Origin of the sequence: Aureibaculum algae (assembly GCF_006065315.1) — a bacterium.
Lineage (GTDB): Bacteria > Bacteroidota > Bacteroidia > Flavobacteriales > Flavobacteriaceae > Aureibaculum > Aureibaculum algae.
The window spans coordinates 1,502,501-1,528,923 of record NZ_CP040749.1; the positions used below are offsets into that span (position 1 = coordinate 1,502,501).

The 26,423-nt window shown below is 31.7% G+C and carries 26 protein-coding genes and 2 rRNA genes (1 of these 28 cut by a window edge); 21 read left to right on the forward strand and 7 right to left on the reverse strand.

From position 1 onward, the window contains the following. From FF125_RS06020 to cmk, 4 genes are all read left to right on the forward strand, one after another. Positions 1-738, forward strand: a 23S ribosomal RNA gene (locus tag FF125_RS06020); it begins 2,142 nt to the left of the window's first position. A 145-nt stretch (positions 739-883) separates the two neighbouring features. Then, positions 884-993: ribosomal RNA gene (gene rrf, locus FF125_RS06025) — 5S ribosomal RNA — on the forward strand. 435 nt (positions 994-1,428) lie between these two features. Next, positions 1,429-2,460, forward strand: coding sequence for a type IX secretion system protein PorQ (porQ, locus tag FF125_RS06030; RefSeq protein WP_138948921.1), 1,032 nt, complete (start codon positions 1,429-1,431; stop codon positions 2,458-2,460). Continuing rightward, on the forward strand, positions 2,460-3,155 hold the full coding sequence (cmk, locus tag FF125_RS06035; protein WP_138948922.1) for a (d)CMP kinase: 696 nt from the start codon (positions 2,460-2,462) through the stop codon (positions 3,153-3,155). Before porQ ends, cmk begins: the two co-directional genes overlap by 1 nt. A 6-nt stretch (positions 3,156-3,161) precedes the next feature. Here cmk and FF125_RS06040 read toward each other — a convergent pair whose 3' ends face one another. Further along, entirely contained in the window at positions 3,162-3,794 is a 633-nt protein-coding gene (locus tag FF125_RS06040) for a 7-carboxy-7-deazaguanine synthase QueE (RefSeq protein WP_175418876.1), read from the reverse strand. A 108-nt stretch (positions 3,795-3,902) separates the two neighbouring features. Between FF125_RS06040 and FF125_RS06045 the strand changes: the two genes are divergently transcribed. From FF125_RS06045 to FF125_RS06060, 4 genes are all read left to right on the forward strand, one after another. Beyond that, positions 3,903-5,414 carry a helicase HerA-like domain-containing protein gene (locus FF125_RS06045; RefSeq protein WP_138948923.1) on the forward strand — a complete coding sequence of 504 codons (1,512 nt, stop codon included), beginning with the start codon at positions 3,903-3,905 and terminating at the stop codon, positions 5,412-5,414. 10 nt (positions 5,415-5,424) lie between these two features. After that, on the forward strand, positions 5,425-5,973 hold the full coding sequence (locus FF125_RS06050; RefSeq protein ID WP_250629691.1) for a hypothetical protein: 549 nt from the start codon (positions 5,425-5,427) through the stop codon (positions 5,971-5,973). Between the two features lie 2 nt (positions 5,974-5,975). Further along, positions 5,976-6,473: a YkgJ family cysteine cluster protein gene (locus FF125_RS06055; protein ID WP_138948924.1), complete on the forward strand. Its 498-nt coding sequence runs from the start codon at positions 5,976-5,978 to the stop codon at positions 6,471-6,473. A gap of 68 nt (positions 6,474-6,541) precedes the next feature. After that, complete coding sequence (locus tag FF125_RS06060) at positions 6,542-6,997, forward strand: DUF6174 domain-containing protein (protein ID WP_138948925.1); 456 nt, start codon at positions 6,542-6,544, stop codon at positions 6,995-6,997. Positions 6,998-7,006: 9 nt separating this feature from the next. Here FF125_RS06060 and FF125_RS06065 read toward each other — a convergent pair whose 3' ends face one another. Next, on the reverse strand, positions 7,007-8,107 hold the full coding sequence (locus FF125_RS06065) for a serine hydrolase domain-containing protein (RefSeq protein WP_138948926.1): 1,101 nt from the start codon (positions 8,105-8,107) through the stop codon (positions 7,007-7,009). After that, positions 8,107-9,363: an exo-beta-N-acetylmuramidase NamZ family protein gene (locus FF125_RS06070; protein ID WP_138948927.1), complete on the reverse strand. Its 1,257-nt coding sequence runs from the start codon at positions 9,361-9,363 to the stop codon at positions 8,107-8,109. The genes FF125_RS06065 and FF125_RS06070 overlap by 1 nt, the downstream gene beginning before the upstream one ends. Positions 9,364-9,368: 5 nt before the next feature. Between FF125_RS06070 and FF125_RS06075 the strand changes: the two genes are divergently transcribed. From FF125_RS06075 to FF125_RS06090, 5 genes are all read left to right on the forward strand, one after another. Then, positions 9,369-10,601: an ABC transporter permease gene (locus tag FF125_RS06075; RefSeq protein WP_138948928.1), complete on the forward strand. Its 1,233-nt coding sequence runs from the start codon at positions 9,369-9,371 to the stop codon at positions 10,599-10,601. 71 nt (positions 10,602-10,672) lie between these two features. Beyond that, the gene (lpdA, locus tag FF125_RS06080; RefSeq protein WP_138948929.1) at positions 10,673-12,061 is read left to right on the forward strand and encodes a dihydrolipoyl dehydrogenase; all 1,389 of its coding nucleotides are present in this window, start codon (positions 10,673-10,675) and stop codon (positions 12,059-12,061) included. Positions 12,062-12,207: 146 nt separating this feature from the next. Next, positions 12,208-12,642, forward strand: coding sequence for a hypothetical protein (locus FF125_RS22075; protein WP_250629634.1), 435 nt, complete (start codon positions 12,208-12,210; stop codon positions 12,640-12,642). After that, positions 12,639-13,508, forward strand: coding sequence for an IS3 family transposase (locus FF125_RS06085; protein WP_250629744.1), 870 nt, complete (start codon positions 12,639-12,641; stop codon positions 13,506-13,508). Before FF125_RS22075 ends, FF125_RS06085 begins: the two co-directional genes overlap by 4 nt. A gap of 187 nt (positions 13,509-13,695) precedes the next feature. Then, complete coding sequence (locus tag FF125_RS06090; RefSeq protein WP_138948930.1) at positions 13,696-14,763, forward strand: DUF3829 domain-containing protein; 1,068 nt, start codon at positions 13,696-13,698, stop codon at positions 14,761-14,763. Here the strand turns inward: FF125_RS06090 and FF125_RS06095 are convergent. From FF125_RS06095 to FF125_RS06110, 4 genes are all read right to left on the reverse strand, one after another. Beyond that, entirely contained in the window at positions 14,688-15,359 is a 672-nt protein-coding gene (locus tag FF125_RS06095) for a hypothetical protein (RefSeq protein WP_138948931.1), read from the reverse strand. The two genes, FF125_RS06090 and FF125_RS06095, sit on opposite strands and share 76 nt — an antisense overlap. Before the next feature lie 110 nt (positions 15,360-15,469). Beyond that, positions 15,470-16,210 carry a zinc-dependent peptidase gene (locus FF125_RS06100; RefSeq protein ID WP_262710559.1) on the reverse strand — a complete coding sequence of 247 codons (741 nt, stop codon included), beginning with the start codon at positions 16,208-16,210 and terminating at the stop codon, positions 15,470-15,472. A gap of 22 nt (positions 16,211-16,232) precedes the next feature. Next, positions 16,233-16,643, reverse strand: coding sequence for a hypothetical protein (locus FF125_RS06105; protein ID WP_138948933.1), 411 nt, complete (start codon positions 16,641-16,643; stop codon positions 16,233-16,235). A 106-nt stretch (positions 16,644-16,749) separates the two neighbouring features. After that, positions 16,750-17,454: a hypothetical protein gene (locus tag FF125_RS06110; RefSeq protein ID WP_138948934.1), complete on the reverse strand. Its 705-nt coding sequence runs from the start codon at positions 17,452-17,454 to the stop codon at positions 16,750-16,752. A gap of 190 nt (positions 17,455-17,644) precedes the next feature. Here FF125_RS06110 and tpx point away from each other — a divergent pair, with 190 nt between their 5' ends. From tpx to FF125_RS06150, 8 genes are all read left to right on the forward strand, one after another. Further along, positions 17,645-18,148 carry a thiol peroxidase gene (tpx, locus tag FF125_RS06115; RefSeq protein WP_117884288.1) on the forward strand — a complete coding sequence of 168 codons (504 nt, stop codon included), beginning with the start codon at positions 17,645-17,647 and terminating at the stop codon, positions 18,146-18,148. Between the two features lie 107 nt (positions 18,149-18,255). Then, positions 18,256-18,627, forward strand: coding sequence for a diacylglycerol kinase (locus FF125_RS06120; protein ID WP_138948935.1), 372 nt, complete (start codon positions 18,256-18,258; stop codon positions 18,625-18,627). 121 nt (positions 18,628-18,748) lie between these two features. Further along, complete coding sequence (locus FF125_RS06125; RefSeq protein ID WP_138948936.1) at positions 18,749-21,151, forward strand: DNA translocase FtsK; 2,403 nt, start codon at positions 18,749-18,751, stop codon at positions 21,149-21,151. A 37-nt stretch (positions 21,152-21,188) separates the two neighbouring features. Beyond that, a complete protein-coding gene (locus FF125_RS06130) occupies positions 21,189-21,830 on the forward strand; it encodes a LolA family protein (RefSeq protein WP_138948937.1) in 642 nt (213 codons plus the stop codon). A gap of 149 nt (positions 21,831-21,979) precedes the next feature. Next, positions 21,980-23,425, forward strand: a complete 1,446-nt coding sequence (locus tag FF125_RS06135) for an LptF/LptG family permease (protein WP_138948938.1) — start codon at positions 21,980-21,982, stop codon at positions 23,423-23,425. Next, positions 23,425-24,570 carry a 3,4-dihydroxy-2-butanone-4-phosphate synthase gene (gene ribB / locus FF125_RS06140; RefSeq protein ID WP_138952429.1) on the forward strand — a complete coding sequence of 382 codons (1,146 nt, stop codon included), beginning with the start codon at positions 23,425-23,427 and terminating at the stop codon, positions 24,568-24,570. Before FF125_RS06135 ends, ribB begins: the two co-directional genes overlap by 1 nt. A gap of 16 nt (positions 24,571-24,586) precedes the next feature. After that, complete coding sequence (gene lpxK / locus FF125_RS06145; protein WP_138948939.1) at positions 24,587-25,630, forward strand: tetraacyldisaccharide 4'-kinase; 1,044 nt, start codon at positions 24,587-24,589, stop codon at positions 25,628-25,630. Next, a complete protein-coding gene (locus tag FF125_RS06150; RefSeq protein ID WP_138948940.1) occupies positions 25,602-26,414 on the forward strand; it encodes a purine-nucleoside phosphorylase in 813 nt (270 codons plus the stop codon). Before lpxK ends, FF125_RS06150 begins: the two co-directional genes overlap by 29 nt. Positions 26,415-26,423 lie beyond the last annotated feature (9 nt).

The following is a 26,423-nucleotide window of genomic DNA, read 5'->3' on the forward strand; positions in this document are numbered from 1 at the left end:
GCGGCGTCGCTAGGCGTTGTGGAGTCACCGTTGAAATACCACCCTTTGCTTATTCGAAGCCTAACCCAGTGATGGGGACAGTGCTTGGTGGGTAGTTTGACTGGGGTGGTCGCCTCCAAAAGAGTAACGGAGGCTTCTAAAGGTACCCTCAGCACGCTTGGTAACCGTGCGTAGAGTGCAATGGCATAAGGGTGCTTGACTGCGAGACTGACAAGTCGATCAGGTTGGAAACAAGAGCATAGTGATCCGGTGGTTCCGTATGGAAGGGCCATCGCTCAAAGGATAAAAGGTACTCCGGGGATAACAGGCTGATCTCCCCCAAGAGCTCATATCGACGGGGGGGTTTGGCACCTCGATGTCGGCTCGTCACATCCTGGGGCTGGAGAAGGTCCCAAGGGTTGGGCTGTTCGCCCATTAAAGTGGCACGCGAGCTGGGTTCAGAACGTCGTGAGACAGTTCGGTCTCTATCTGTAGCGGGCGTTAGAAATTTGCGTGGATCTGATTCTAGTACGAGAGGACCGAATTGGACTGACCTCTGGTGTACCAGTTGTTCCGCTAGGAGCACTGCTGGGTAGCTACGTCGGGAAGGGATAAGCGCTGAAAGCATATAAGCGCGAAACCCACCACTAGATGAGATTTCTTTAAAGGGTCGTGGAAGATTACCACGTTGATAGGCTATAGGTGTAAAGGCAGTAATGTCATAGCCGAGTAGTACTAATAACCCATAGGCTTATGTACGCTTACTCCCTGTTGGGCAACTAACAGGGAGTGAAAACTCTTTTTTTTTATAAAAAAGCTGTTTTTAATTTAATTACGATTTACTATATCATTATTTTTTATATGTCAACTCTTACAGTTTTGATAACTCAGAACTGAAACAGTTTAAGGTGATTATAACGATAGGGCTCACCTCTTCCCATCCCGAACAGAGAAGTTAAGCCTATCAGTGCAGATGGTACTGCCACTAGGTGGGAGAGTATGTCGTCGCCTTTCTTTTAAACCTTCATTATTAATTTAATGAAGGTTTTTTTATGATATTTATGGGTTATTTGAACTCACTAAAATTGTAACCTTTATACAACCTATCATTTGAAATGGTAGGTATTTTTTTGAGAAAAATCAGCATAATTTAAACAAACATAGTATAGTCAAACTATAAAAATAAATAATAGTAAAACAAAAATAAGTAAAGACACATGAAAGCGATAAAAGAAAAAAACGGAAAAAATATGACTACAAATGTTGTAACAAGCACTATACCAAAACGAAAAATTTGGACAAATAGAAGAAGGTATTCATTGTAAATTAATAAATGAATTTTATGAAAATTCTCATTATAAAATAATGGGGATTTTTTTTTGCTTATATTGAAAATATTATTAAATAATTGCATTATAACCTATTTTTCTAGTTTCTTTGTGAAACCAAATGAGACAAATTTTTATCATAGTGATTCTATCTATTTCAAACTTTACTTTCGCACAAGTAGGAGGGGAAAATGTATTTAATTTTTTAAATGTAAGTACTTCAGCACGGCAGGCTGCCTTAGGAGGTGAAGTATTAACTTTATATGATGATGTTAATCAGCCTTTGTGGAATCCATCTACAATTAATAAAGAAATTGACAATCAGGCTTCTGTTAGTTATGTTGATTTTTTGGCCGATATTAATTACGGTTCAGCAACTTTGGCTCACTTAATTAATCGACGAATAGGTACATTACATGCTGGAGTGACCTATGTAAATTATGGAACTTTTATAGCTGCAGATGAGAATGGACAAGAAACGGGAACGTTTAAGGCAAGAGATCTTGCGTTGTCAGTAGGCTATGCTTATAGAATTCCTAAAAGTAATTTTCACGCTGGTGCTAATCTAAAATATATTAGTTCTAGTATTGAGAATTATACATCAAATGGAATTGCTGTTGATTTCGGCATCACTTATTTTAATGATACAAAGCCGTTTATTTTATCAGGGGTTATAAGAAATATTGGTTATCAGATTAATGTTTTTGATGAGGAAAGAGAAGCTTTGCCTTTAGAAATTGCTGTGGGTGCATCCTATAGATTGGCAAATGTTCCATTACAATGGCATATTACCATTGATAATTTACAAAAATGGAATGTTGCTGTAAGGAATCCATCTGACAGTCAAACAAGTATAGATGGCGAAACTTCAAATGATAATATTTCATTTTTAGATAATGCTTTTAGGCATGTGGTGGTAGGAGCAGAACTTTTTCCTGACAAGGTGTTTAATTTACGTTTAGGCTATAGTTTTAGGAGGGGTAAGGAATTACGATTAACAGAAAGTAGAACTTTTGCTGGACTATCGGCTGGGTTCGGTTTACAATTAGGTAGATTAAAATTTAATTATGCGTTTACAAAATACCATCCGGTAACGAATACAAATACATTTACCTTAAATATTAATTTAGCCAAGAAAAATTTTAATAAATAATGTCAAAAAAAATAATTATTGCTATAGATGGTTTTTCATCTACTGGTAAAAGTACAATAGCCAAGCAATTGGCAAAGCAATTAGGATATGCTTATGTTGATACAGGTGCTATGTATAGGGCTGTAACTTTTTTTGCAATGCAACATAATTATGTAAGTGCTGATTTTTTAAAGGAGAAAGAGTTAATTGAAAATCTTAAAAATATTAGCCTGAAATTTAAGTACAACGAAAAATTGAAATTTTCAGAGATGTATTTGAATGATAAAAATATAGAGAAAGAAATTAGAACGATGGAAGTTTCCCGCATGGTAAGTAAAGTAGCTGCGATTTCTGCTGTACGTAGAAAGTTAGTAGAACAGCAACAAGAAATGGGCAAGGATAAGGGGCTTGTAATGGATGGTAGAGATATTGGCACCGTAGTGTTTCCTGATGCTGAGTTAAAGTTATTTATGACGGCTTCTGCAGAAAAACGAGCAACGAGACGCTATAAAGAATTATTAGATAAAGGAGATAAGGTAAGTTTTGAAGAAGTTTTACAAAACGTTCAGCAAAGAGATCATATTGATTCTACCCGTAAAGACTCTCCTCTTATTCAAGCAGAAGATGCTATTGAATTTGACAATAGTGATATGGGTTTAAAAGAACAATTTGAGAGAATTCTTAATATTACAGAACGCTATATTGCAAAAGCTTAATTAGTTTTAAGGAATATTTAAATATTTATGTGTTTGTAATGAGATTTTCCATTTTGGATTATTCATTACGTAATCAACAATCATCGGGGTCATTTTTTCTTGATTGCTCCATTCTGGTTGTAAAAATAAAACACAATCACTACCAACTTGTTTCGCTTGTTCTTCTGCAAACTGGAAGTCATTTTTATTATAAATAATTACTTTCAGCTCGTTCGCATTATCATAAACTTCTTGCAATGGTAATTTGTTTTTTTTAGGCGAGAGGCAAATCCAATCCCATTTTCCAGTTAAGTTGTATGCACCTGAAGTTTCAATGTGTGTTTTTAATCCTTCTGATTGAAGGTGTTCTGTTAAATAATCCATGTTATACATCAAAGGTTCTCCGCCTGTAACAACTATGGTGTCGCTATATTTTTTTGCATTTTGGACTATTAGATTCGTCATTGTAGCAGGATGTAAATCGGCATTCCAACTTTCTTTTACATCACACCAATGACACCCAACATCGCAACCTCCAACTCTAATGAAATATGCTGCTGTACCTGTATGGTAGCCTTCTCCTTGTATAGTGTAGAACTCTTCCATTAATGGAAGAATTTCACCTTTATTTAATAATTGTTGCGTTTTATCATCTATCATGTTGCAAAGATAGTCGGATTGTGTTAATAATGCTATAATTTTAGTATTTGGATTCTCACTTTAATTTTTTAATCTTACTTTTATAGTCTCAATTGACACTTAAAAATTATGAGCAAAAAAGATGAATTCTTTGATTATATAAACGAAGGATATAAAGCGAAAGGAGAATATATAACTTTAGGTTCTGCAATGTTAGGCGAAGAAACAGTTACTGAAGCTTTTGTAAATATCCCATTAAAAACATTGAATCGTCATGGTTTAATTGCTGGGGCAACCGGAACAGGTAAAACAAAGACGCTACAAGTTTTAGCTGAAAATCTATCTGAAAAGGGAATTCCTGTTTTATTGATGGATGTAAAAGGTGATTTAAGTGGATTGGCGAAGGCAAGTCCTGGACATGCTAAAATTGATGAACGCCATGCTAAAATCGGTTTGCCGTTTGAAGCAAAAGGATTTCCTGTTGAAATTTTAACCCTATCTGAGCAAGATGGAACGCGTTTAAGGGCTACAGTGTCAGAATTTGGGCCTGTATTATTATCAAGAATTTTGGATTTAACCGAGACTCAGAGTGGTATCGTTGCCATACTGTTTAAATATTGTGATGATAATAAGTTGCCGTTATTAGATTTAAAGGATTTTAAAAAGGTATTGCAATACGCTACACAAGAAGGTAAAAAAGAATTAGAAAGTGAATATGGACGAATTTCAACATCTTCAACAGGATCTATTTTAAGAAAAGTTGTAGAAATTGAGCAGCAAGGTGGAGAATTATTTTTTGGAGAACGTTCTTTTGAGGTTAGTGATTTAACTAGAGTTGATGATAACGGTAAAGGAATGATTTCTGTTTTAAGATTAACAGACATTCAAGATAAACCAAAGTTGTTTTCAACTTTTATGTTGCAGTTATTGGCCGAAATTTATGATACTTTTCCTGAGCAAGGAGATTCTGGAAGACCTGAATTAGTACTTTTTATAGATGAGGCTCACCTAATTTTTAATGAAGCATCAAAAGCATTGTTAAATCAAATTGAGAGTATTGTAAAATTAATACGGTCTAAAGGTGTTGGTATTTATTTTGTAACTCAAAACCCTAAAGACGTTCCTTCAGATGTTTTGTCGCAATTAGGTTTGAAAATACAACATGCATTAAGAGCTTTTACTGCAAATGATAGAAAGGCGATAAAGCTTACAGCAGAAAACTATCCTGATTCTGATTACTATGATACCGCTGAAGTATTGACGCAATTGGGTATTGGTGAGGCATTGGTATCTTGTTTAAATGAGAAAGGAATTCCCACTCCATTAGCAAGAACAATGTTAAGAGCTCCTATGAGTAGGATGGATGTTTTAACGGATAAAGAGTTAAAAGAATTAATTGCTCAATCTAAAATTGCAAAAAAGTATAACGAGGAAATAGATAGAGAAAGTGCTTATGAATTATTGGGAGAAAAAATTGAGAGAGCAGAGGAATTAGAAGTAAAAGAGAAAGAAGAAAAATCTAAAAAAAGTCGTAAAACTTCAACAAGAAGTAGCACAAGAATGAATCCTATTGTTAAATTGTTGACGAGTGCTACATTTATGAGAGGTGTTTTGGGAATATTAAAAAAAGCAATGAAATAAATAAAATTTTATGAAAAAGTTAGTACTATTAATTTGTGTTGTGTCGTTAACCATGATTCAATGTAAAGAAGAAACAAATTATACTATAGCTAAAGAGCAAGTAGGTAAAATAACAGGGACAACTCAAATACAAGAGTTAAAATCAATATTTAAAAACGATTCTATTGTATCACATTTAGGTAAAGATAACGTTGCTGAAGCATCTTATGATGAATATTTAATATATAGTAAGGAAGGAGATCATTTATTAACCATTGTTCCTAAAACAGAGCAAGACTCCTCTTCAACTATTGAGAATATTCAAATTTATGATAAAACTTATAAGACGACGAAAGGATTAGGTGTTAAGGGAGTTTTTAAAGATATTGTAGATAATTATACCGTGAATAAGGTACAATCTACCTTTAGTACAGCTGTTTTATTTGTAGATGAACTGAATGCTACCATTACTATAGATAAAAAAGAGTTAGGTGTAAAAGATTTTGGTACTCAAAAAATTAAATTGGAGCAAATACCTGATTTAGCAAAAATTAAGGGAATTACGCTTTGGTTTAAATAAGGATGAGAGCAACACCAGAAAATTTAGCAGAGTTATGTAAAGAGAAAAAAACGGAGACAACGAAGTATTTTGCAAAACTCCGAAAAAAAACTCCTAAGAAATTAGATGTGACAATGCAGGAGTTGCATGATGATGAATTTGAAAAATTTGATTGCTTAACATGTGCAAATTGTTGTAAAACAACAAGTCCAATTTTTACGAATAAGGATATATCTAGAATTTCTAAACATTTTAGAATGAAGGAAATTAATTTCATTTCAACTTATTTACAAAAAGATGAGGATGATTTTATGATACTAAAGCAAGCACCCTGTACTTTTTTGGATGAAAGTGATAATACCTGTACGATATATGACGTGAGACCTAAGGCGTGCAGTGAATATCCTCATACAAATAGAAAAAAGTTTATTCAGTTAACAAATCTCACCTTAAAAAACACCGAGATTTGTCCCGCTGTATATAATATAATTGAAAAGTTGAAGGTAAAATTACCCTTATAAGATTTGTTAGGAATTTTCTTACGCAACCATATTTCTTTTTTACATCATACAAGTATTAATTTATAACTATGATACGGAGCACATTTTTTTTATTGGTTTTATTAGTTTCATTTAGTTCATGTGATACTGACGATGAAGTTGCTATTAGTGATTTTGAAATAGCAAAATCCAAATGGAAAAACCTCCAATTTAAAGATTATACCATACAAGAGAATACCTCTTGTTTTTGTGGTGGGTTGTTAGAATGGACGACTAAAGTGATAAATAACGAAAAGGACACTGTTTATTTTGATGATTCTAAACTGTATAAGGGGCAAACCTACCAAATGGTTTTAGACGGAGCTAAAACAATTGATGAGGCTTTTGATTTTATAGAACAATTTGATGTAACAACAGTATATTCATTTGAAGTAGTATACGATGAACAATTTGGATTTCCCAAAAGTATTTTTATAGATGATGTAGAAAATATGGCCGACGATGAAATCGCCTATTTATGTAGTAATTTTACACCAACGAAATAATTTTCATGATTATTTTAGAAATATTTGTTCTAATTGATTCCCCAATTCCTTTATTTTAGCATTAGATAAGTTTGATAAAATAACGATGATAACTTTTTCATCTGGATACATTAATAGGAGGGAAGAGGCTCCAATACCACCACCAGAATGAGAATAGCGATGCGTTTCTTTTTTTGTAGTATTTGTAGCAAATCCAATTCCATAATTGGTTTTTTTACCATCATTTAAAACTTGTGATGTGACCAATTCAGTTACAATTTTATTGTCTACTAATGTGGGGTTGATAATTTCATTACCAAATAGAATTAGATCATTTGCTGTAGATAGAAAGCCACCCCCAGCAGCTTTAAATTCATTATTAACTTCAGGGCCAATAATTATATCACCAGCATTGGTTTTTTTGTAAAATTGAGTTTTATGAGGTACAATTGAATCTGCTATTTCTAAAACTGTATTATTCATTTTTAAGGGTTCAAAAACTTCATTTTTCATATAAATAGAAAAAGGTTGATTGGCAGTTTTTTGAACTACTTCACTCAATAAATTCCATCCATACGTACTGTATTTATAATCTGTACCTGGTTTAAATAATAAAGGATCGTTTTTGAATATACTTAGGCCTTCAGTAATATTCATTTTTTTGTTTAGTAGAAACTCTTTTCCTTTATAATGCCTAATTCCTGCAATGTGACCGGCAACTTGTTTTACTGTAAAATCATATTTCTTTTTAGGATAATTAGGTAAATATGTATAAATACTTGTATTAAAATCTAATTTACGGTCTTCTACTAGTTTAGCCAAGGCTAAAGCAGTTAATGATTTAGAGATGCTCGCAATTCGAAATTGTGTTTTTGCAGGATCAACTTTTGATTGTTTTTCAAGATCTCCATATCCCAAACCGATTGAATAAGTGATACCATTATTTTTAGAAACAGCTATGGCTAAACCAGGAATTTTTTCTTTTTGTAAAAATAGAAGTGCTATAGTACTAGCAGCGTCATTTTGCTTTTGGTAACTAGAAGGAGGTGGTAAAGGTCGTTTTGGCGGAGCTGATTGTGCCGTACAAAAATTATATACTAGGATTATTATTAAAAATAGTAACTTTTTCATTAGTTATAGATTAGATATTTTAATCTTATTTTTTTAAAGTTTTCAATATCTGCTTGCCAAGTTTTTTTTATTTCCTCTGAGGATAATCCTTGTTCAATTTGTTGTTGCATTTTTTTTGTACCTGCTAGTTTAGGCATAAAGTTATTGAAAAAATTCTCCTTATCCTTACTTTCATTAAAGGTTTCTATCAGCCATTCCAAATTAATTGAATTTAACTTTTTGACAGTTCTTAAGTCTTTTCCATAACATAACTCGCCTTTAAATTTGGGGTTTTTAGCACCTTCATTTGATTGTGGTTTAAAAGTGAAATTTCCCTTTGGTAAAAATGGAGCTCCAAATATTTGGAATTGCATTTCAGTACCTCTACCAGCACTTATGTCAGTACCTTCAAAAAAACATAGACTAGGGTATAAATTTATTGATACATCATTAGGTAGGTTCGGAGAAGGCTTAATAGGTAGACTATATGGCGTTTGATGCGTATAGTTTTTTAAAGGCATCACTGTTAAGTCACATTTCACATCGTTTTCTAGCCATTTTTCACCATTTATCATTTGAGCATATTCACCTATCGTCATTCCATACACAATAGGTACAGGATGCATTCCTACAAAACTCTTATATTTTTCTTCTCTCATGGGGCCGTCAATATAATGCCCATTCGGATTAGGACGATCAATTACTATTAAAGGAATATTAGCTTCAGCACAAGCCTCCATTACATAGTGTAAAGTTGATATATACGTATAGAATCTTGTACCAACATCTTGAATATCAAAAATTATAATATCTAAATCTTTTAACTGTTCAGAAGAGGGTTTTTTATTTTTACCATATAATGATATTGTTGGTAACCCTGTAATAGGATCTTTACCATCAGCAATTTTTTCACCGGCATCTGCTTTACCTCTGAAGCCATGTTCAGGTGCAAAGACTTTTTTAATGTCAATATTTAAAGATATTAAGGTGTCAACAAGGTGCGTAAAAGTATTTATTTTATTTTTGACCACACTAGTGTGGTTACCTACAATACCTATACGTTTTTGTTTAATTAAACTCAGGTAATTTACTGGTGTAGAAATTATTATATCACTAGAAATATCTGATAGTGACAAGCTGTCATGTACTGTGTTTTGACTAATTTGGGTGTTGTTTGTTGCGTTTTCACTAGTGGATTTATCTTTACATGAAATCAATGTGAAAACCAAAATAGAAACCCAAAAGAAATACGTATTTTTGAAATTGAAATTTATCATAAGGTTTGAACTACGAGTTATTTTTAGCTAAAAGAATTATTACTGGTAAACAGCATAAAAGTAGTATATCTTCATCAATTATAAAAATTGCTATTACCGCAATTGCATTAGGAATTATTATCATGTTAATTTCTATTGCCACTACTGTTGGTCTTCAAAAAAAGATCAAAGAAAAAATTTCCGGTTTTAATGGTCATATTCAAATTGCGAATTATGAGGATAATAATTCTCAAATTACTGTAAGTCCCATTTCTATAAATCAAGATTTCTATCCCGAATTTAAAAATGTTGAAGGAATAAAAAACGTTCAAAGTTTTGCAACCAAGGCAGGAATAATTAGAACGGAGTCAAATTTTGAAGGGGTAATTTATAAAGGTGTAAATACCGATTTTGATTGGTCATTTTTCAAAACCTACTTAGTAGAAGGACATCTATTAAATATTACAGATAAAACATCTAATGATGTTTTAATATCTAAATTTATCTCGGAAAGACTGAATCTGAAATTGAATGACAAGTTTAACCTGTTTTTTATAAAAGATGACGGTTCACCACCCAATAGAAGAGTGCCAACGGTTGTGGGTATTTATAATTCAGGGTATAAGGAGTTTGATGAAAATTTTATTATTGGAGACATCAAAATTATACAACGATTAAACAAGTGGGAAGCAGATCAAATTGGAGGGTTTGAAGTGATATTAGATGATTTTGATCAATTAGAAGAAAAAGGAACAGAAGTTTATAATCAAGTAGGGTCAACACTCAATGCACAAACCATTTCTGAAAAGTATGCACCTATTTTTGAATGGCTAGATCTTCTTGATACAAATATTATTGTCATTATTATCATCATGATATTGATAGCGGGCATTAATATGATAACGGCATTACTTGTATTAATTTTAGAACGGACACAAATGATTGGTATTTTAAAATCTTTAGGGAGTTCTAATTGGAGTATCCGTAAAATATTTTTATATAACGCCTCTTATCTAATAGTAAAAGGATTATTTTGGGGTAATATTATTGGAATAGGCTTATTATTAGCTCAAAAATATTTTGGCTTTATTAAACTAAACCCTGAAAATTACTATGTAAATGAGGCACCAGTTTATATCAGTATTAATATGGTCTTAATACTTAACATTAGTACATTAATTTTATGTTTGCTAATGTTGTTAATTCCATCTTATATAGTTAGTAAGATTAACCCTGTAAAAGCAATAAAATTTGATTAAATTTGTAATCGAGTTTTTTAAATAAAGTATCTGTTATAAAGATTTAAGAATAAAAAGATAAATATTACAAAATGAAATACGACGTAATTATCATAGGAAGCGGACCTGGAGGATATGTAACTGCAATTAGAGCATCTCAATTAGGTTTCAAAGTTGCAATTGTTGAAAAAGAAAAATTAGGTGGAATTTGCCTTAACTGGGGTTGTATACCAACCAAAGCTCTATTAAAAAGTGCTCAAGTATATGAGTATTTGAAACATGTAGATGCTTATGGTTTAAAAGCCAAAGAAATAGATAAGGACTTTTCTGCGGTAATTCAAAGGAGTCGTAATGTTGCGGATGGTATGAGTAAGGGGGTTCAATTCTTAATGAAAAAGAATAAGATTGACGTCATTGAAGGATTTGGAAAAATTAAAGCTGGAAAAAAAGTTGATGTTACTGATACTAATGATAAAGTTACTGAGTATTCAGCTGATCATATTATAGTGGCAACGGGTGCTCGTTCTCGTCAATTACCATTTTTACCTATTGATGGTAAAAAAGTTATTGGTTATAGAGAAGCAATGACTTTACCAAAACAACCTAAAAAAATGATTGTTGTTGGTTCTGGTGCAATTGGTGTTGAGTTTGCTTATTTCTATCATTCAATGGGAACTGAAGTAACCATAGTTGAATATTTACCGAATTTAGTGCCTTTAGAAGACGAAGAAGTTTCTAAGCAATTTGGACGTTCTTTCAAAAAGTCAGGTATAAAAGTAATGACTGAAAGTAGTGTTACTAAGGTTGATACTTCTGGTAGTGGAGTAAAAGCGTTTGTTAAAACTAAAAAAGGCGAGGAAGTATTAGAAGCAGATATTATTTTATCAGCTGTTGGAATAAAAACAAATATTGAAAACATAGGATTAGAAGATGTTGGTATTGCGACCGATAAGGATAAAATTATTGTAAATGATTTTTATCAAACCAATTTACCTGGTTATTATGCAATAGGAGATGTGGTTCATGGTCCAGCTTTAGCTCACGTAGCTTCTGCAGAAGGTATTACTTGTGTTGAGAAAATTGCTGGATTAAATCCTGAAGCCATAGATTATGGAAATGTTCCAGGTTGTACATATGCTACTCCTGAAATAGCTTCTGTTGGAATGACTGAGGCTCAGGCTAAGGAAGCGGGTTACGAATTAAAAGTTGGTAAGTTTCCTTTTTCTGCATCAGGTAAAGCTCAGGCCTCTGGAAACCCTGAAGGATTTGTAAAAGTAATCTTTGATGCGAAGTACGGAGAATGGTTAGGTTGTCATATGATTGGAGCAGGTGTTACAGATATGATTGCTGAGGCTGTATTGGGAAGAAAATTAGAGACTACAGGACATGAAGTGTTAAAAGCTATTCACCCTCACCCAACAATGAGTGAAGCTGTTATGGAGGCTGTGGCTGATGCATATGATGAAGTAATTCATTTATAATTGACTATATAAATAGATTAAGCTTTTAAAGCTTAATTGTATTATTGGAAAATAAACAATAAAAAACCCAAAGTATTTTGCTTTGGGTTTTTTGCTTTTATGAAGTGTCCCGTCCTGAAATAGCGATACACTAAAACTTTAGTGTAATGAAAACAATAGCAAAGACGGGTTACGTAAAGCGTAGCCAAAAAGATTATTCGCTTTCTTTCAAACTTCAATTGGTTGATGAAATTGAATCTGGCCAACTTAATAGATTAGATGCCCATCTTAAATATGGAATTCAAGCGAGATCTACAATCACACAATGGTTAAGAAAATATGGTACATTTGATTGGGAAAACCTATCCGTTACCACTATGACAAAGACACCAGAACAGAGGATTATCGAATTAGAAGCAAAAGTAAAACTTCTTGAGAAGCAAAAGGCACGAGCAGAACACTTAGCTGAGCGAGCAGATAAGAAAGTAATTATCTTCGATATGTTGGTAGATATGGCAGAGAAAGAATATGATATTCAAATAAGAAAAAACTACACGCCCGAGTTATCGAAAACTTCAAAGAAGAACACAAAGAAACAATAGTTTCTACCTGTAACTTACTTGGGCTTAATAGACAGGTTTATTATAGAGCACTTAAATCAAGAGCTTACAGACAATCTATTGCACAAAAGGTAATTGCTTTAGTGCGTGCAATCCGTAACGTGATGCCTAAACTAGGCACAAGAAAATTATATCACATACTCAAATCGGAGTTGTTGATATTGAATGTAGGAAGAGACAAACTATTTAGAATACTTAAAGCAAATCATATGCTTATAAAACCTAAAAGAAACTATCATATAACAACTGATTCTCATCATAGATTTAGAAAGCATAAAAATATTGTAAGTACTATGGAGATAAACAGACCAGAACAGATCTGGGTTAGTGACATTACCTATGTTGGAACAAGAAACAATCCATCGTACCTAGCATTGGTTACTGATGCTTATTCAAAAAAAATAGTTGGATATAATCTTTCTAATAGTCTTGCGGTAGAAGGCTCATTACAAGCCTTAGAGATGGCTCTAGAAAATAGACACTACAGAGAAAAGCCGCTAATCCATCACTCAGATAGAGGATTACAATACTGCTCTAATGACTATCAAGAATTGTTAGAGATTAATAATATAAAAGCTAGTATGACCGAAAAATATGATCCTTATGAAAATGCAATCGCAGAAAGAGTTAATGGTATATTAAAACAAGAATTCAGTATTGCTAAAAATATTGAAAATATTCATCTCAAGAGTAAATTAATTACTAATGCAATCAAAATATATAACAACCTTAGACCGCATTTATCAAACTATATGTTAACACCAACAGAAATGCACAAGCAAAATAAACTCAAAAGAAAACAGTATAAATCAAAAAAGCTTAACGATATTAGTGTCGTTAAGCTTTAAGTTATAAATTTAATCCTTTAATAATCTGTATCGGTTATTTAGGACTAGACAAAGCTTTTATTTTTATTCTTTGGTAATTTGACCATACGGATTACCTTATCCTAAAAACCCTTAATACAGGGGTGTTATGTAGCTTTAGCTCCTTTAGTTTTGTGATGGAAATCATTTAAACGATAAAGACTATACCATGACACTAAAAAGAATAATTGTACTCTCACTTTTTTCAATTGTATTTTATGCTTGTAATAATAACATTGATGAAAATTTGAATAATCAGGCAAATAGCATTTCTGTACAGAAATCATCAGCTTATGATCAAAAATTAATGAAAATAGCCTCAGTTGATAAAAGTTTTGCTAATTATTCGGTTAGAGCTTTTGAAGTTTATAATGATTATGTCAGTTTATTTGGAAGTAACCCTGATAAAATAGAATTGGATAAAATTGTTAATTTTTCTCAAATTGACGATTCCCAAATTCATTCTTTAAAACTTTTAGATAGTGCTATTACTTTACCAGTTTTGAAAGAGCTCAATCCATTTATTAGATCTTATAAAATAAATGCAAGAGCTTTTGCGGTAACCATAAATAGCTGTAAGTCTTATTTTACGAAGAAGGAATATAAAAAAGATAAATATGATCAGGCAGGCGTATTGCATAAACTAACTATAGATATCTATTCTAAATTTAAGAAATCAGACAGTATTTTAAGAATAAAAAGCAAAAAAATAGCTCAAAGTTTAGAAAATGAATATTTGTACTCCTTGAATGAAGCAGGATTAGAAGTTGAGTATTTAGCACTAGTAGGGAAAAAGGATGTGGATAATTTAAACACCTTACTAAGTTCTAGTACTTATAATGATTTAAAAGTGGAAAAACTAGCTAGTTTACATGACAAAATTGAAACCACTTTTAACAAGTTAACGGAGTTAAAGCAAACTGATCTAAAGCAATTCAGTCATAATACAACAGTCTATTATTCAAATTTAGAACAATTGAATCAATCTTTTAATGAACTTATTCAACGTAAACATGATAAGAAGAAGTTTTCCAAAGACGAGTTGAAAAAGCTAAATGAAAATAAAATAGCTGCTAGTTCCGTAAATGGCTCAATAGAAGCGGTATTACTTTCCTGTGAAAAATTAACGGATTCTTTTAAGGATTATAAATCAGATAAGGCTTATACTAATCCTAAAATAGCGAGTACAAAAACGGAAATTGCCAATAGTGTTAAAATACCAAGTGCAATTAAATAAATTACAGCTAATTGACGATTTTCTGATCTTATAGAGCTAAAGTAATTATGTGCAAATGGAATACTGATCGGTATAAATATAAGCAGTAGGGTATAGCCTATGGTTTTTGTAATTGTTGGAGTGTCATTTTCTTTTTTAATATAGATCGCTCTTGCTGCATAATGGCAAATTACGGGATACGAAATTAAGAGTCCAATACTATTAATCCACTCCGAAAAAGCATAAAAAACATATCTTAATTCTTCTTTTATTAAGGTTATATACGATAAGCCAATATTAAAAATTATATAAATAAAGAAAAACAGATATGCAATACGAAACCATTTCAAAGGAATACCTAAATCCGTTTGATCTACAGACTGTACTGCTTCTTTTAGCCAAATTGTTATAATTAAAATGGGAATTAAAAAGAGATAATTAATGGTTAAAGTTAACGTTGAAATAAAATTTTTAATAGTGTTATCAGAAGTCTCTATATTTTGATATGTCACTGAAAGCGTTGTGTGTAGAATCATTAATACCAAAGGAAGTATCACCACTAAAATGGCTAATTTTTTTGAAGATATATTGAAAATAAAATTGGAAATACTTTTCATTGATTAGTAACCTTCTTGTTACGTTATTAAATAACGTAGTGAACTCTCGTATAGTGTAAATGAATGGTTTTAAAGAATATTGAGGTCATTAATAAATGTGAATGGCTATACTATTTTCTTAAATTTAATGGGTTTGGTTTATTTCTAGGATCTTGATTTAACAATATAACCATACTTAAAAATAACTCAGGTTCATTATCATAAAAATGATGCGGTTTTTCAAAAAATGTTTCTAATGAAACAGAGAAGAGTTCAATTAAATTACTTCCGGCATAATCTCTTAAAACCACATTTTCTTTATTTTTTATTTTCAGGTATTTTAAATGAGCATGCTTTTTCCATTTTTCAAAAGCATTTTCTTTAAAAATTCGACTTAAATAGGACCTTGCAGTATTTTCAAAAATCAAACAATGACCAAACTCATGAATGGCCAAATTTAATGCATCGTCATTTATTTCAAACCCTTTTTTAACGGTAGGCCATGACATATTAACGCGTTTTGTACGTAAGTTTACATCGCCATCTAAAAGTACATTATTATGCTTGTAAGCATATGATGAAGGAGTAATAAATACATGGTTGAATTTGGATAAAGTGTGCATGTTCAATCCAAATGTTATTTGAGCAAAAGCACTTGAAATAATGGTTTTCATTTTTTGCGTCAAGATAAAATCAGGTTTAGAATCGAAATTGGTTCTAAAGCGAAAAATTAAGGTTCTAACAAGAAAGGTTTCTTTCTTTTTCTGAGACAACCCTTCATAATAAATATTAGAATGCATTAATATTTTATGACACTCCTCTTTTGTAGATGATTTAAAAAGGTAACTAAGCGATTTATAAATTAGTTTCAAGTTAATCTAGTAATTAGTAGAATTATAAAGAACTAAATCCAACTATATCATTCCTAGTTTCTGTTTCTTCGAAGTTACTTTCTGTTTGGTTAGGTTGACCTAATAAAGAGAGGAAATGTGTTTTTAAATCTGGAAACTCTAACATCAATTCTCTAAAACTAGTAGTGGCTGTTTTTGATATAAAATCGCTAATTAATTTGACAAAAGATTTAATGGATGCTTTGCTAATAATTAGAATGTTACCAAAATTGGTGTTAAAAGCAGTAAGTTGGGAGTAAAGCGTAATTGCTGCCTTTTTTATACCATGTTTTTTTACATGAATATATGCCAATCTTAAATGGGCTTCATAGGTTACAAGTACTGGTGGTAAAGTACAATTTTCAAATTGCTGCTCAAATTGCTGGTCGGTTAATAGTTGGTGCTTTTCGGTCATGACCTAGGTTTATTTTAATTATTACATTAATAAATAATTGGTTAGGTTATTTAATAATTTATATTATTTTCTTTATAACTATTATTCCATAGGTGCACAGTGTTTCTTATTCCTTTACAACACCTAACGTTGCTATTTGTCCCATTCTAATATTCCAATCCTTTTCAGAGAGCAAATATCCTTTTTCGTCGAAGATTCTAATTTCTGCCGTATTAGGACCAGAAAAACCTTCATTAAGGGCTTCAATGTCTATCCGATTATAACCTTTTATAAGGTCAATATTTATAATGTAATAGAGTCCCTTTAGACTTACACTAGATTTTAACATTTTCTCATTTAAGAAAACACGTATTCTATCTCCATCAACTAGACTATGGTCTCTCACTTCAATTCTCACCGTATTAGAACTACTATGTAATGTTCCTAAACTAAAGTCGCTAGAACGTTTTACGTTACTAACATCTTTTCCGTTAAAGTATTTTTTTGTGAGTATATCATCTTCATCTTCATCTGGTCCGGTATTCGTCATAAAATTAGAGACTTTTTTCTTTGAAATTTCAGGAGGATTAAAATATTTATCAACATTTGACTTAAACCCAAGTAAATAAGGCTTTTTTTCGACATTGAAAATGGATTCTTTTTCAGAAGTGTCCAAAATAGATAAATCAATTGTTTTTAATACTTTCTGATTATCATTTATTAAAAGTATTGTTTTTTTTGGAACAGAATCTAGTTGTGCAATTAATTGACAGCCACTTCCTATAAATAGGATTAGGCAAAAGAGAGGTTGTATAAAACGATTTAGATACATTACTACTTTATATCAATAGTTATACCGAAGATTAGATTGTCGGCTACATTAGTTGCCAAAAGTAGATAAAAATAATACGTGATTTTGTTAAAAATTAATTAATACTTGTAGTTATGTCATTTAAAACCTTAGGAAAGGTCAAAATTATTTAATTTTTAATGTATTTTTGGAAAAAGATAAAACAATAATTATGGCAGCAATAACTTTAAAAGGAAATAGTATACACACAACAGGTGAATTACCAAAAGTTGGAGCACAAGCTCCTGATTTTAAGTTGGTAAAAACGGATCTTTCAGAATCTACCTTATCAGATTATAAAGGTTCTAACGTAATATTAAATATTTTTCCAAGCGTTGATACAGGCACATGTGCAGCTTCAGTAAGACATTTTAATAAGGAAGCTTCAGAATTAAAGAATACAAAAGTTTTATGTATTTCAAGAGATTTACCTTTTGCACAAGCAAGATTCTGTGGTGCTGAAGGAATTGAAAATGTAATTAATTTGTCCGATTTTGCCACAGGTGATTTTGGTAAGGATTATGGATTAACAATTTCTGATGGACCTTTAGCTCATTTACATTCAAGAGCCGTTATTATTTTAGATGCATCAGGTAAGGTAATATATGAAGAGCAAGTACCAGAAATAGTTGACGAACCAAATTATAAGGCAGCATTAGAAGCTTTACATAGCTAATAATTTTTATTATTAGTATAAAAAATAATTTTCGCTTAGACATAAAAAAAGCAGTAGACTTATTGTGTGTAAGCGAAACTTTATATTGATGTAGAAATATTAATTCAATGAAAAATCCGAACGATAGTTTTTTAAAGGGCAGGCTAAGGAGTTTGAAATTTGCTTTAAGAGGGGCCTTTTTACTGATTACTACAGAACATAGCATAATGGTGCAGTTTTCTATTGCAGTATTAATAACCATTTTTGGATTTGTAATGCAAATTTCTGCTACGGAATGGATGTTTCAACTGTTGGCTATAGGAATGGTTTTAGTTGCGGAGTCCTTAAATACAGGAATTGAAAAGCTTTCAGATTTTATACATCCAGACTATCATAAAAGGATAGGGTTTATAAAAGATATTTCTGCTGGAGCAGCAACCTTTGCTGCAATTATTGCCGTAATTATTGGTTTAATAATTTATATTCCAAAGTTTTCTTAAACTTTCGCAACAAAATTAATAACTCTATTATTTTGTGTACTTTTGTCGCTCAATTAGCTCAAGCAATTTTTGTTTAAGTTAATGTGCTTATAATCAAAGACTACAGACTATTTAACTACAAATGGCAAAAAAGAAAAAGACTACAACTAAAACAGCATCAAAGACCAAGAAAAAAAACGGTATTGTTAGTTTTTTTAAGAGTAAACAAACACACCTTGTTTTTGGTATTTTCTTAGCACTTTTTGGTATCTTCTTATTAGTATCTTTTCTATCCTTTTTTAATACTTGGAAGGCAGATCAAAGTCAATTGCATTTGTTTTCTGATCGTTTGGCAGAGACCAAAAATTTATTAGGAAAGATAGGTGCAAATATTAGCCACTTTTTTATTTATAAAGGTTTTGGTATTTCCGCATTTATTATTCCTTTTTTAATGTTTTTCTCTGGGCTTTACATCTTATTCAATATTTCGTTTAAAGCTATGAGAACGGCATGGTTCTGGGGAGTAGTTTTTATGATTTGGTTGTCAGTAGCAGTAGGATTCTTTTTTCCGAAAAAGGCTTTGTTATCGGGTGTTATCGGTTTTGAACTTAATGACTATCTCATAGATTTTATTGGTAAAATTGGTATTTTCTTAATTTTACTTTTTACAGCCTTGGCTTATGTAATTTCTAAATTTAAAGTAACACCAGAAAGTTTAAAGGCAAATCTTCCGAAAAGGATTACAAAAAATTCTAAAAGTGTTGGTATTGATGATATAACAGATGAAGGTTATATCGCAGAAACGATTCCGGAAAAACCACTTTCAGAATTAGAATTAAAAGTAACTACAAAGAAAGCAGATCCTGTTCAAAAACAAGAACCTAAAATAGTGGTTAAGGAAGAGGTTAAAGTAACACCTAATAAGTTGGAAGTTACTCCAACGGTACATGAAGAGGTGAAGATTGAAGTTGAAAAAACATTCGAAGAAGATCACCTTGTAGAAAGTCTTTCTAATAAATTAGTGGATGACTTTGGTGAGTTTGACCCGACTTTAGAACTTTCAGAATTTAAATTCCCAAGCTTAGACTTATTAAAGGACTACGGCAATGAGAATATAACCATTGACCAAGAAGAACTTGAGGCCAACAAGGACAAAATTGTAGAGACTTTAAATAATTATAAAATTGGTATAGCTAATATTAAAGCGACCATTGGACCGACAGTTACCTTATATGAAATTGTTCCAGAAGCCGGTGTAAGAATTTCTAAAATTAAAAATTTAGAAGATGACATTGCTTTGTCATTAGCCGCTTTGGGTATTCGTATTGTTGCACCAATTCCTGGTAAAGGAACGATTGGAATTGAGGTGCCAAATAAAAATTCGACTATTGTATCGATGAAGTCGGTATTATCTACGCAGAAATTTCAAACTTCTAAGATGGAATTGCCGTTGGCATTAGGTAAAACAATTTCGAATGAAACTTTTGTAATTGATTTAGCTAAAATGCCTCACTTGCTAATGGCGGGTGCTACAGGTCAAGGTAAATCAGTTGGTTTAAATGCGGTGTTAACTTCTTTACTTTATAAAAAGCATCCTGCAGAAGTTAAGTTTGTATTGGTAGATCCCAAAAAAGTAGAATTGACCCTGTTTAATAAAATTGAGCGTCATTATTTAGCCAAATTACCAGACAGTGAAGATGCGATTATTACAGATACAACCAAAGTTATACACACATTGAATTCATTGTGTATTGAGATGGATAATCGCTACGATATGCTTAAGGATGCATATGTAAGAAATATCAAAGAATATAACGTAAAGTTTAAGACAAGAAAATTAAATCCCGAAAACGGACATGCATTCTTACCCTATATTGTATTAGTAATTGATGAGTTTGCAGATTTAATTATGACAGCAGGTAAGGAGGTTGAAACACCTATTGCTCGTTTGGCACAATTGGCAAGGGCAGTTGGTATTCATTTGATAGTGGCAACGCAAAGACCATCAGTAAATGTTATTACAGGTATCATTAAGGCGAATTTCCCAGTTAGGGTAGCCTTTAGAGTAACTTCTAAAATAGATTCTAGAACTATTTTAGATGCACAAGGAGCAGATCAATTGATTGGTAAAGGGGATATGTTAATCTCTACAGGTAATGAAGTTACAAGGTTGCAATGTGCTTTTGTCGATACCCCAGAAGTTGATAGAATAACTGATTTTATAGGCTCGCAAAGAGCATATGCAAGTGCACATCTATTACCAGAGTATATTGGTGAAGAAAGTGGCACAGGTATTGATATAGACATGTCAGATAGAGATGAACTGTTTGAAGATGCGTGTCATGTTATCGTAAATGCACAACAAGGTTCAGCTTCATTATTACAAAGAAAATTGAAATTAGGTTACAATAGAGCGGGTCGGATTATAGATCAATTAGAGGCTGCAGGTATTGTAGGTAAATTTGAAGGAAGTAAGGCGAGACAAGTTTTAGTGGCTGATATTTTAGCCCTAGAGCAATTATTAAAGGACGAAAAAGGGCTATAGGCCGTAAAAAAAGATTTAAATAGATAAGATTATAAAAATGAGAAAGATAATTACTACCGTTATATTAATTCTTAGTATTTCATTTGCATATGCACAAGATGATGCAAAAGCAAAAAAGTTATTAGATGATGTTTCTAATAAAATAAGTAAATATGAAAATATTTATGTTCAGTTTAAGTATAACTTAGACAATACAAAGGAAAAGGTACATCAAGAAACAAGAGGTGATGTAACTATGAAGGGAGATTTGTATAATGTTAATTTTTTAGGTACTAATCAGTTTTTTGATGGTAAAAAAACCTACACTATTATTACAGAAGATGAAGAGGTAAACATTTCTGATGCAGAAGATAATGAAGAAGGCACCATTACACCTTCAAAATTTTTTACATTCTATAAAAAGGGATTCAATTACAAGTGGGACGTCATTGAAGACATAAGTGGAAGAAAAATACAGTATATAAAATTGATACCGATTGATAGTAATTCTGATATAAAACATATCTTATTAGGTGTTGATATTAATACAAATCATATTTATAAATTGATTGAAACAGGTAATAACGGAACGGTTACTACGCTAACCGTTTCTGAATTTAAAACGGATCAAGCAATATCAAAAACACTTTTTACTTTTGATAAATCTAAATATGAAAATTACATTATAAATGATCTATAAGCTTATTTAGTAACTAGATTGAATTGAAATTTTTCATTGCTTATAGTTCGTAATAAATTAGAATTCATATAAGTTTATAAGTACGCTAATGTTTCGACTGTCTTATTCCAAATTAAGCTTTACTTTTGTAATTCAGTAAAACATTTTATGTGAAAATCTTAAACAGATACATACTAAAAAGTTTTTTAGTACCTTTTTTAGCAACCTTTTTTATTATACTGTTTGTACTTGTAATGCAAGTACTTTGGTTACAGTTCGATAAAATTGCTGGAAAAGGTATTGGTGTTGGGCATATTATGCAGTTTTTAGGGTATATAGCTCAAATGCAGATTCCATTGGCATTACCCATTGCAATTTTACTTTCTTCAATTATGGCTTTAGGGTCACTTGCAGAAAATTATGAATTTGCAGCAGTTAAATCTGCTGGTATTTCATTGCAACGTTTTATTAGACCTCTTGTAATTTTAATGGTATTATTAAGTGGTTTAAATTTTTTATTTTTAAACTATGCCTTTCCAAGGGCAGCATTCAAATTTAAAAATATGCTATCCGATTTGAAAAAAACGGAACCGGCATTAGCCTTAATACCAGGTACTTTTAATGATGAAATACCAGGATATAGTATTAAGTTTGATGAAAAATATGGTAAAAATGATAACCTCCTAAAAAATGTTCTCATTTATACTGATTTAGATCAGAATCAGCCCAACGTAAAAATAATTACGGCAGAAACTGGAGAAATTACAACGGAGAAAGGAAGTAAGTATATGACGCTTATTTTAAAAAATGGAAATCGATACGAAGAATTACCAGAAAAGAAGCGAGATTATAAAAATGGGGCAACATTACCAGGTACCAAAACAACTTTTACCGAAGCTCTGATTAATATTGATATAGAGGACATGAGCAATGTTGACTCTAAAGATTATAAACAAGATAGGGAAATGTTGAGTTTAAAACAGCTCAATTATTATTCTGACTCATTGAAAGTACCCTATGATGATTATATAGCCTCTAAAGCAAAAATATTTTTGGTTAGAGCTGGTATTAAAAGTAAAGATAAAGACACCACTGATTTTTCAAAAATAAATGAAAATATTTTAGAAAATTTTGATGATGAAGGTAAAGGTCAGGTATTAAATAATGCTGTTGAACTTTCTAAAAACACATTAGATGATATTGAAGGATTTAATTCTGTATTAAAAAACAAACGTAAATTTTTAAATGTCTATGATACTGAATATCATAGAAGATTGGCATTTTCTTTCGCTTGTTTAGTGTTATTTTTTATTGGAGCTCCTTTAGGTTCAATTATCCGAAAAGGAGGATTTGGGTTTCCAATGATAATGGCTATTTTAATATTTGTTATTTATTTCTTTATTTCTACGTTAGGTAGAAATATGGCGTGGGCCAGTACGGTAACAGCTCCATTAGGCGGTTGGATGGCTACAATTATTTTATTACCATTTGGTATTTTCTTGATGATAAGAGCTACCAAAGAAAAAGGTATCATTAATTTAGATACATTTTTAAACCCAATTACCAAATTTTTTAAAAACCTCTTTAATAATAAAGATAAAAAAGTAATTAAGTGATGATTTCAACACAAGAAAATAAAGTAGAATTGAATTCCATAAAGGAAGCAATTGCTGATATTAAAAAAGGAAAGGTAATAATCGTAGTAGATGATGAAGATCGTGAAAATGAAGGAGATTTTGTTGCGGCTGCAGAATTGGTAACGCCCGAAATGATAAACTTTATGGCAACTGAAGGTCGTGGATTAATTTGTGCACCAATTGTAGGAAGTAGATGTGATGAATTAGGTTTAAACATGATGGTTCAAGACAATACGGTTTTACATCAAACCCAATTTACTGTATCAGTCGACTTAATCGGAAATGGCTGTACCACAGGTATTTCAGTCCATGATAGAGCAAAAACAATCAAGGCATTGGTTGATGACAATACAAAACCACACGATCTAGGAAGACCAGGTCATGTTTTTCCTTTAAAAGCAAAAAATGGAGGAGTCTTAAGGAGAACAGGGCATACAGAAGCTGCTGTGGATTTGGCAAGGTTAGCAGGTTTGAAACCGGCCGGAATCCTTGTTGAAATTTTAAATGAAGACGGGTCAATGGCAAGGTTACCTCAACTATTGAAATTTGCTAAGAAATTTGATTTAAAAATTATTTCAATTGAAGATTTAGTTGCCTATAGAATGCTTCACGATTCTTTAATAGAAAAAGTAGAAGATTTTCCTTTAAAAACACGCTTTGGAGAATTCAGACTTAGAGCTTATAAACAAACTACAAATAGTCAGGTGCATTTGGCATTAACGAAAGGAAATTGGGATGAAAATGAGCCTGTTTTGGTTCGTGTAAACTCAACATTAATTAATAATGATATTATTAGATTATTAACGAGTAAGCCAGATGATATGTTTAGTCGCATGTTTAAAATGATTAATGATGAAGGTAAAGGGGCAATTGTTTTTATTAACCAAGAAAATCAATCTTTTAACCTATTAAATAGACTAAACTTAATAAAAGATTTACAAGAAGACAATACAACCAAAGTACCAAAAATAAATCCTGATACAAAAGATTTTGGTATTGGAGCACAGATTCTTCATGATATAGGTATTTCTAAATTAAGAATTATTTCTAATAATGATCAAATTAAAAAACGTGTAGGAATTATTGGTTATGGTTTAGAAATTGTTGAAAATGTAGGGTATTAATTTGTACTTCTGATCTATGAATTTCTTGCGAAAATTATTATATCCTTTTTCTTTATTATATGGGGAGATTACATCCGCAAGAAATATTTTTTATGATAAAGGAATTCTAAAATCAACACAGTTTGATATTCCGACTATTGTAGTTGGAAATTTAAGTGTAGGAGGAACTGGAAAAACACCGCAAGTTGAATATTTAGTTAGACTATTACAAGATAAGTACAAGGTTGCTATCTTAAGTAGAGGGTATAAAAGAAGTACTAAAGGATTTATTATTGCTAGTCCAAAAAGTACCGCATCTGAAATTGGAGACGAGCCGCTACAGTATTATAAGAAATTCTCGAAGGTCATTGTTGCAGTTGATGCAGATAGAGTGAACGGTATTCATCAATTAACTCAATTAGTAGATAACCCTGAGGTTATTTTATTAGATGATGCTTTTCAGCACAGAAAAGTAGAAGCTGGTCTCAATGTTTTACTAACTCCATATAACGATTTGTATGTTGATGATAAAATGTTACCCACAGGTAATCTAAGAGAAAAGGTGAGTGGGGCGGAACGTGCAAAATTGATTGTGGTTACCAAATGTCCCTCTGAATTAAATGAAAAGGAACAATTCGAAATCACTAAAAAATTAAAAGCAGAGGTTCATCAAACGGTTTTTTTTTCTAGGATTAAATATAGCGAGACTATCATTTCAAAAACGGCTACAATTACTTTAGATACTTTATCTTTGTACAAGGTGTTATTAGTTACGGGGATTGCGAAAACGGAACTGTTACTTGATTTTTTGAATTATAAAAAGGTTAATGTTCAGCACTTAAGGTTTGCCGATCATTACAATTTTACCGAGAAGGATATTGAAAAAATAAGCACTACGTTTGAAGGTATTCAATCGGATAAGAAAATAATTTTAACTACTGAAAAAGATTATGTCAGGAGCTTTATAGACTCCAAATTTGAGGTGTATTACTTACCCATTGAAACCAGTTTTATAGAGCATCAAGGAGATTTTAATAGGATTATTACAGATTATGTGGAACAAAGTACAAGAAACAGTTAGCTTTTTAAAGGAAAAAGGATTTTTAAATGCAGATTTCGGAATTGTTTTAGGTTCGGGATTGGGAGGTTTGGTTGATAGTATATCTGTTGAACAAAAACTGTCCTATTCAGAAATCCCTCATTTTTCTAGATCCACAACACCTGGACACTCCGGGTTTTTAATTTATGGAACTTTGTCAGGTAAGAAGGTGATTGCCATGCAAGGAAGATTTCATTATTATGAAGGTTGGTCTATGCAAGAGGTCGTTTTTCCAATTCGAGTATTGAAGTATTTGGGTATTGAAAATTTAATACTTTCAAATGCCTCTGGAGGTGTGAACTCCAATTATAAAGTAGGTGATATTATGATTATTAAAGATCATATAAATATGATGCCAGAGCATCCCTTACGAGGACAGAATGATGATCGTTTCGGTCAACGCTTTGTAGATATGCACGAAGCTTATAGTTTAAAAATGATAGCGAAGCTTAAAGAGGTTGCTTCAAAAGAAGATATCTCCTTACAAGAAGGTGTTTATTTGGGATTACAAGGGCCAACCTTTGAAACACCTGCAGAATATAAAATGGTGAAATTAATGGGAGCTGATGCTGTTGGAATGAGCACCGTACCTGAAGTAATTGTTGCCAAACATATGGGGATGAATTGCCTTGGTGTTTCTATTGTAACTGATTTAGGAGTAGAAGGTCAGGTAGTTGCCGTTTCTCATGAAGAAGTTCAGGATGTGGCTAAAAAAGCTGGAAAAACCCTTAGTTTATTGGTAGAGAAGTTTGTAGGCCTAAATTAAAAGTTAAGC

What these genes read in the sequence shown, in the direction of transcription:
- porQ (WP_138948921.1), top strand. Translation starts at nt 1,429, where the DNA reads ATGAGACAAATTTTTATCATAGTGATTCTATCTATTTCAAACTTTACT.
- cmk (WP_138948922.1), top strand. Translation starts at nt 2,460, where the DNA reads ATGTCAAAAAAAATAATTATTGCTATAGATGGTTTTTCATCTACTGGT.
- FF125_RS06040 (WP_175418876.1), bottom strand. Translation starts at nt 3,794, where the DNA reads ATGATAGATGATAAAACGCAACAATTATTAAATAAAGGTGAAATTCTT.
- FF125_RS06045 (WP_138948923.1), top strand. Translation starts at nt 3,903, where the DNA reads ATGAGCAAAAAAGATGAATTCTTTGATTATATAAACGAAGGATATAAA.
- FF125_RS06050 (WP_250629691.1), top strand. Translation starts at nt 5,425, where the DNA reads ATGAAAAAGTTAGTACTATTAATTTGTGTTGTGTCGTTAACCATGATT.
- FF125_RS06055 (WP_138948924.1), top strand. Translation starts at nt 5,976, where the DNA reads ATGAGAGCAACACCAGAAAATTTAGCAGAGTTATGTAAAGAGAAAAAA.
- FF125_RS06060 (WP_138948925.1), top strand. Translation starts at nt 6,542, where the DNA reads ATGATACGGAGCACATTTTTTTTATTGGTTTTATTAGTTTCATTTAGT.
- FF125_RS06065 (WP_138948926.1), bottom strand. Translation starts at nt 8,107, where the DNA reads ATGAAAAAGTTACTATTTTTAATAATAATCCTAGTATATAATTTTTGT.
- FF125_RS06070 (WP_138948927.1), bottom strand. Translation starts at nt 9,363, where the DNA reads ATGATAAATTTCAATTTCAAAAATACGTATTTCTTTTGGGTTTCTATT.
- lpdA (WP_138948929.1), top strand. Translation starts at nt 10,673, where the DNA reads ATGAAATACGACGTAATTATCATAGGAAGCGGACCTGGAGGATATGTA.
- FF125_RS22075 (WP_250629634.1), top strand. Translation starts at nt 12,208, where the DNA reads ATGAAAACAATAGCAAAGACGGGTTACGTAAAGCGTAGCCAAAAAGAT.
- FF125_RS06090 (WP_138948930.1), top strand. Translation starts at nt 13,696, where the DNA reads ATGACACTAAAAAGAATAATTGTACTCTCACTTTTTTCAATTGTATTT.
- FF125_RS06095 (WP_138948931.1), bottom strand. Translation starts at nt 15,359, where the DNA reads ATGAAAAGTATTTCCAATTTTATTTTCAATATATCTTCAAAAAAATTA.
- FF125_RS06105 (WP_138948933.1), bottom strand. Translation starts at nt 16,643, where the DNA reads ATGACCGAAAAGCACCAACTATTAACCGACCAGCAATTTGAGCAGCAA.
- FF125_RS06110 (WP_138948934.1), bottom strand. Translation starts at nt 17,454, where the DNA reads ATGTATCTAAATCGTTTTATACAACCTCTCTTTTGCCTAATCCTATTT.
- tpx (WP_117884288.1), top strand. Translation starts at nt 17,645, where the DNA reads ATGGCAGCAATAACTTTAAAAGGAAATAGTATACACACAACAGGTGAA.
- FF125_RS06120 (WP_138948935.1), top strand. Translation starts at nt 18,256, where the DNA reads ATGAAAAATCCGAACGATAGTTTTTTAAAGGGCAGGCTAAGGAGTTTG.
- FF125_RS06125 (WP_138948936.1), top strand. Translation starts at nt 18,749, where the DNA reads ATGGCAAAAAAGAAAAAGACTACAACTAAAACAGCATCAAAGACCAAG.
- FF125_RS06130 (WP_138948937.1), top strand. Translation starts at nt 21,189, where the DNA reads ATGAGAAAGATAATTACTACCGTTATATTAATTCTTAGTATTTCATTT.
- ribB (WP_138952429.1), top strand. Translation starts at nt 23,425, where the DNA reads ATGATTTCAACACAAGAAAATAAAGTAGAATTGAATTCCATAAAGGAA.
- lpxK (WP_138948939.1), top strand. Translation starts at nt 24,587, where the DNA reads ATGAATTTCTTGCGAAAATTATTATATCCTTTTTCTTTATTATATGGG.
- FF125_RS06150 (WP_138948940.1), top strand. Translation starts at nt 25,602, where the DNA reads ATGTGGAACAAAGTACAAGAAACAGTTAGCTTTTTAAAGGAAAAAGGA.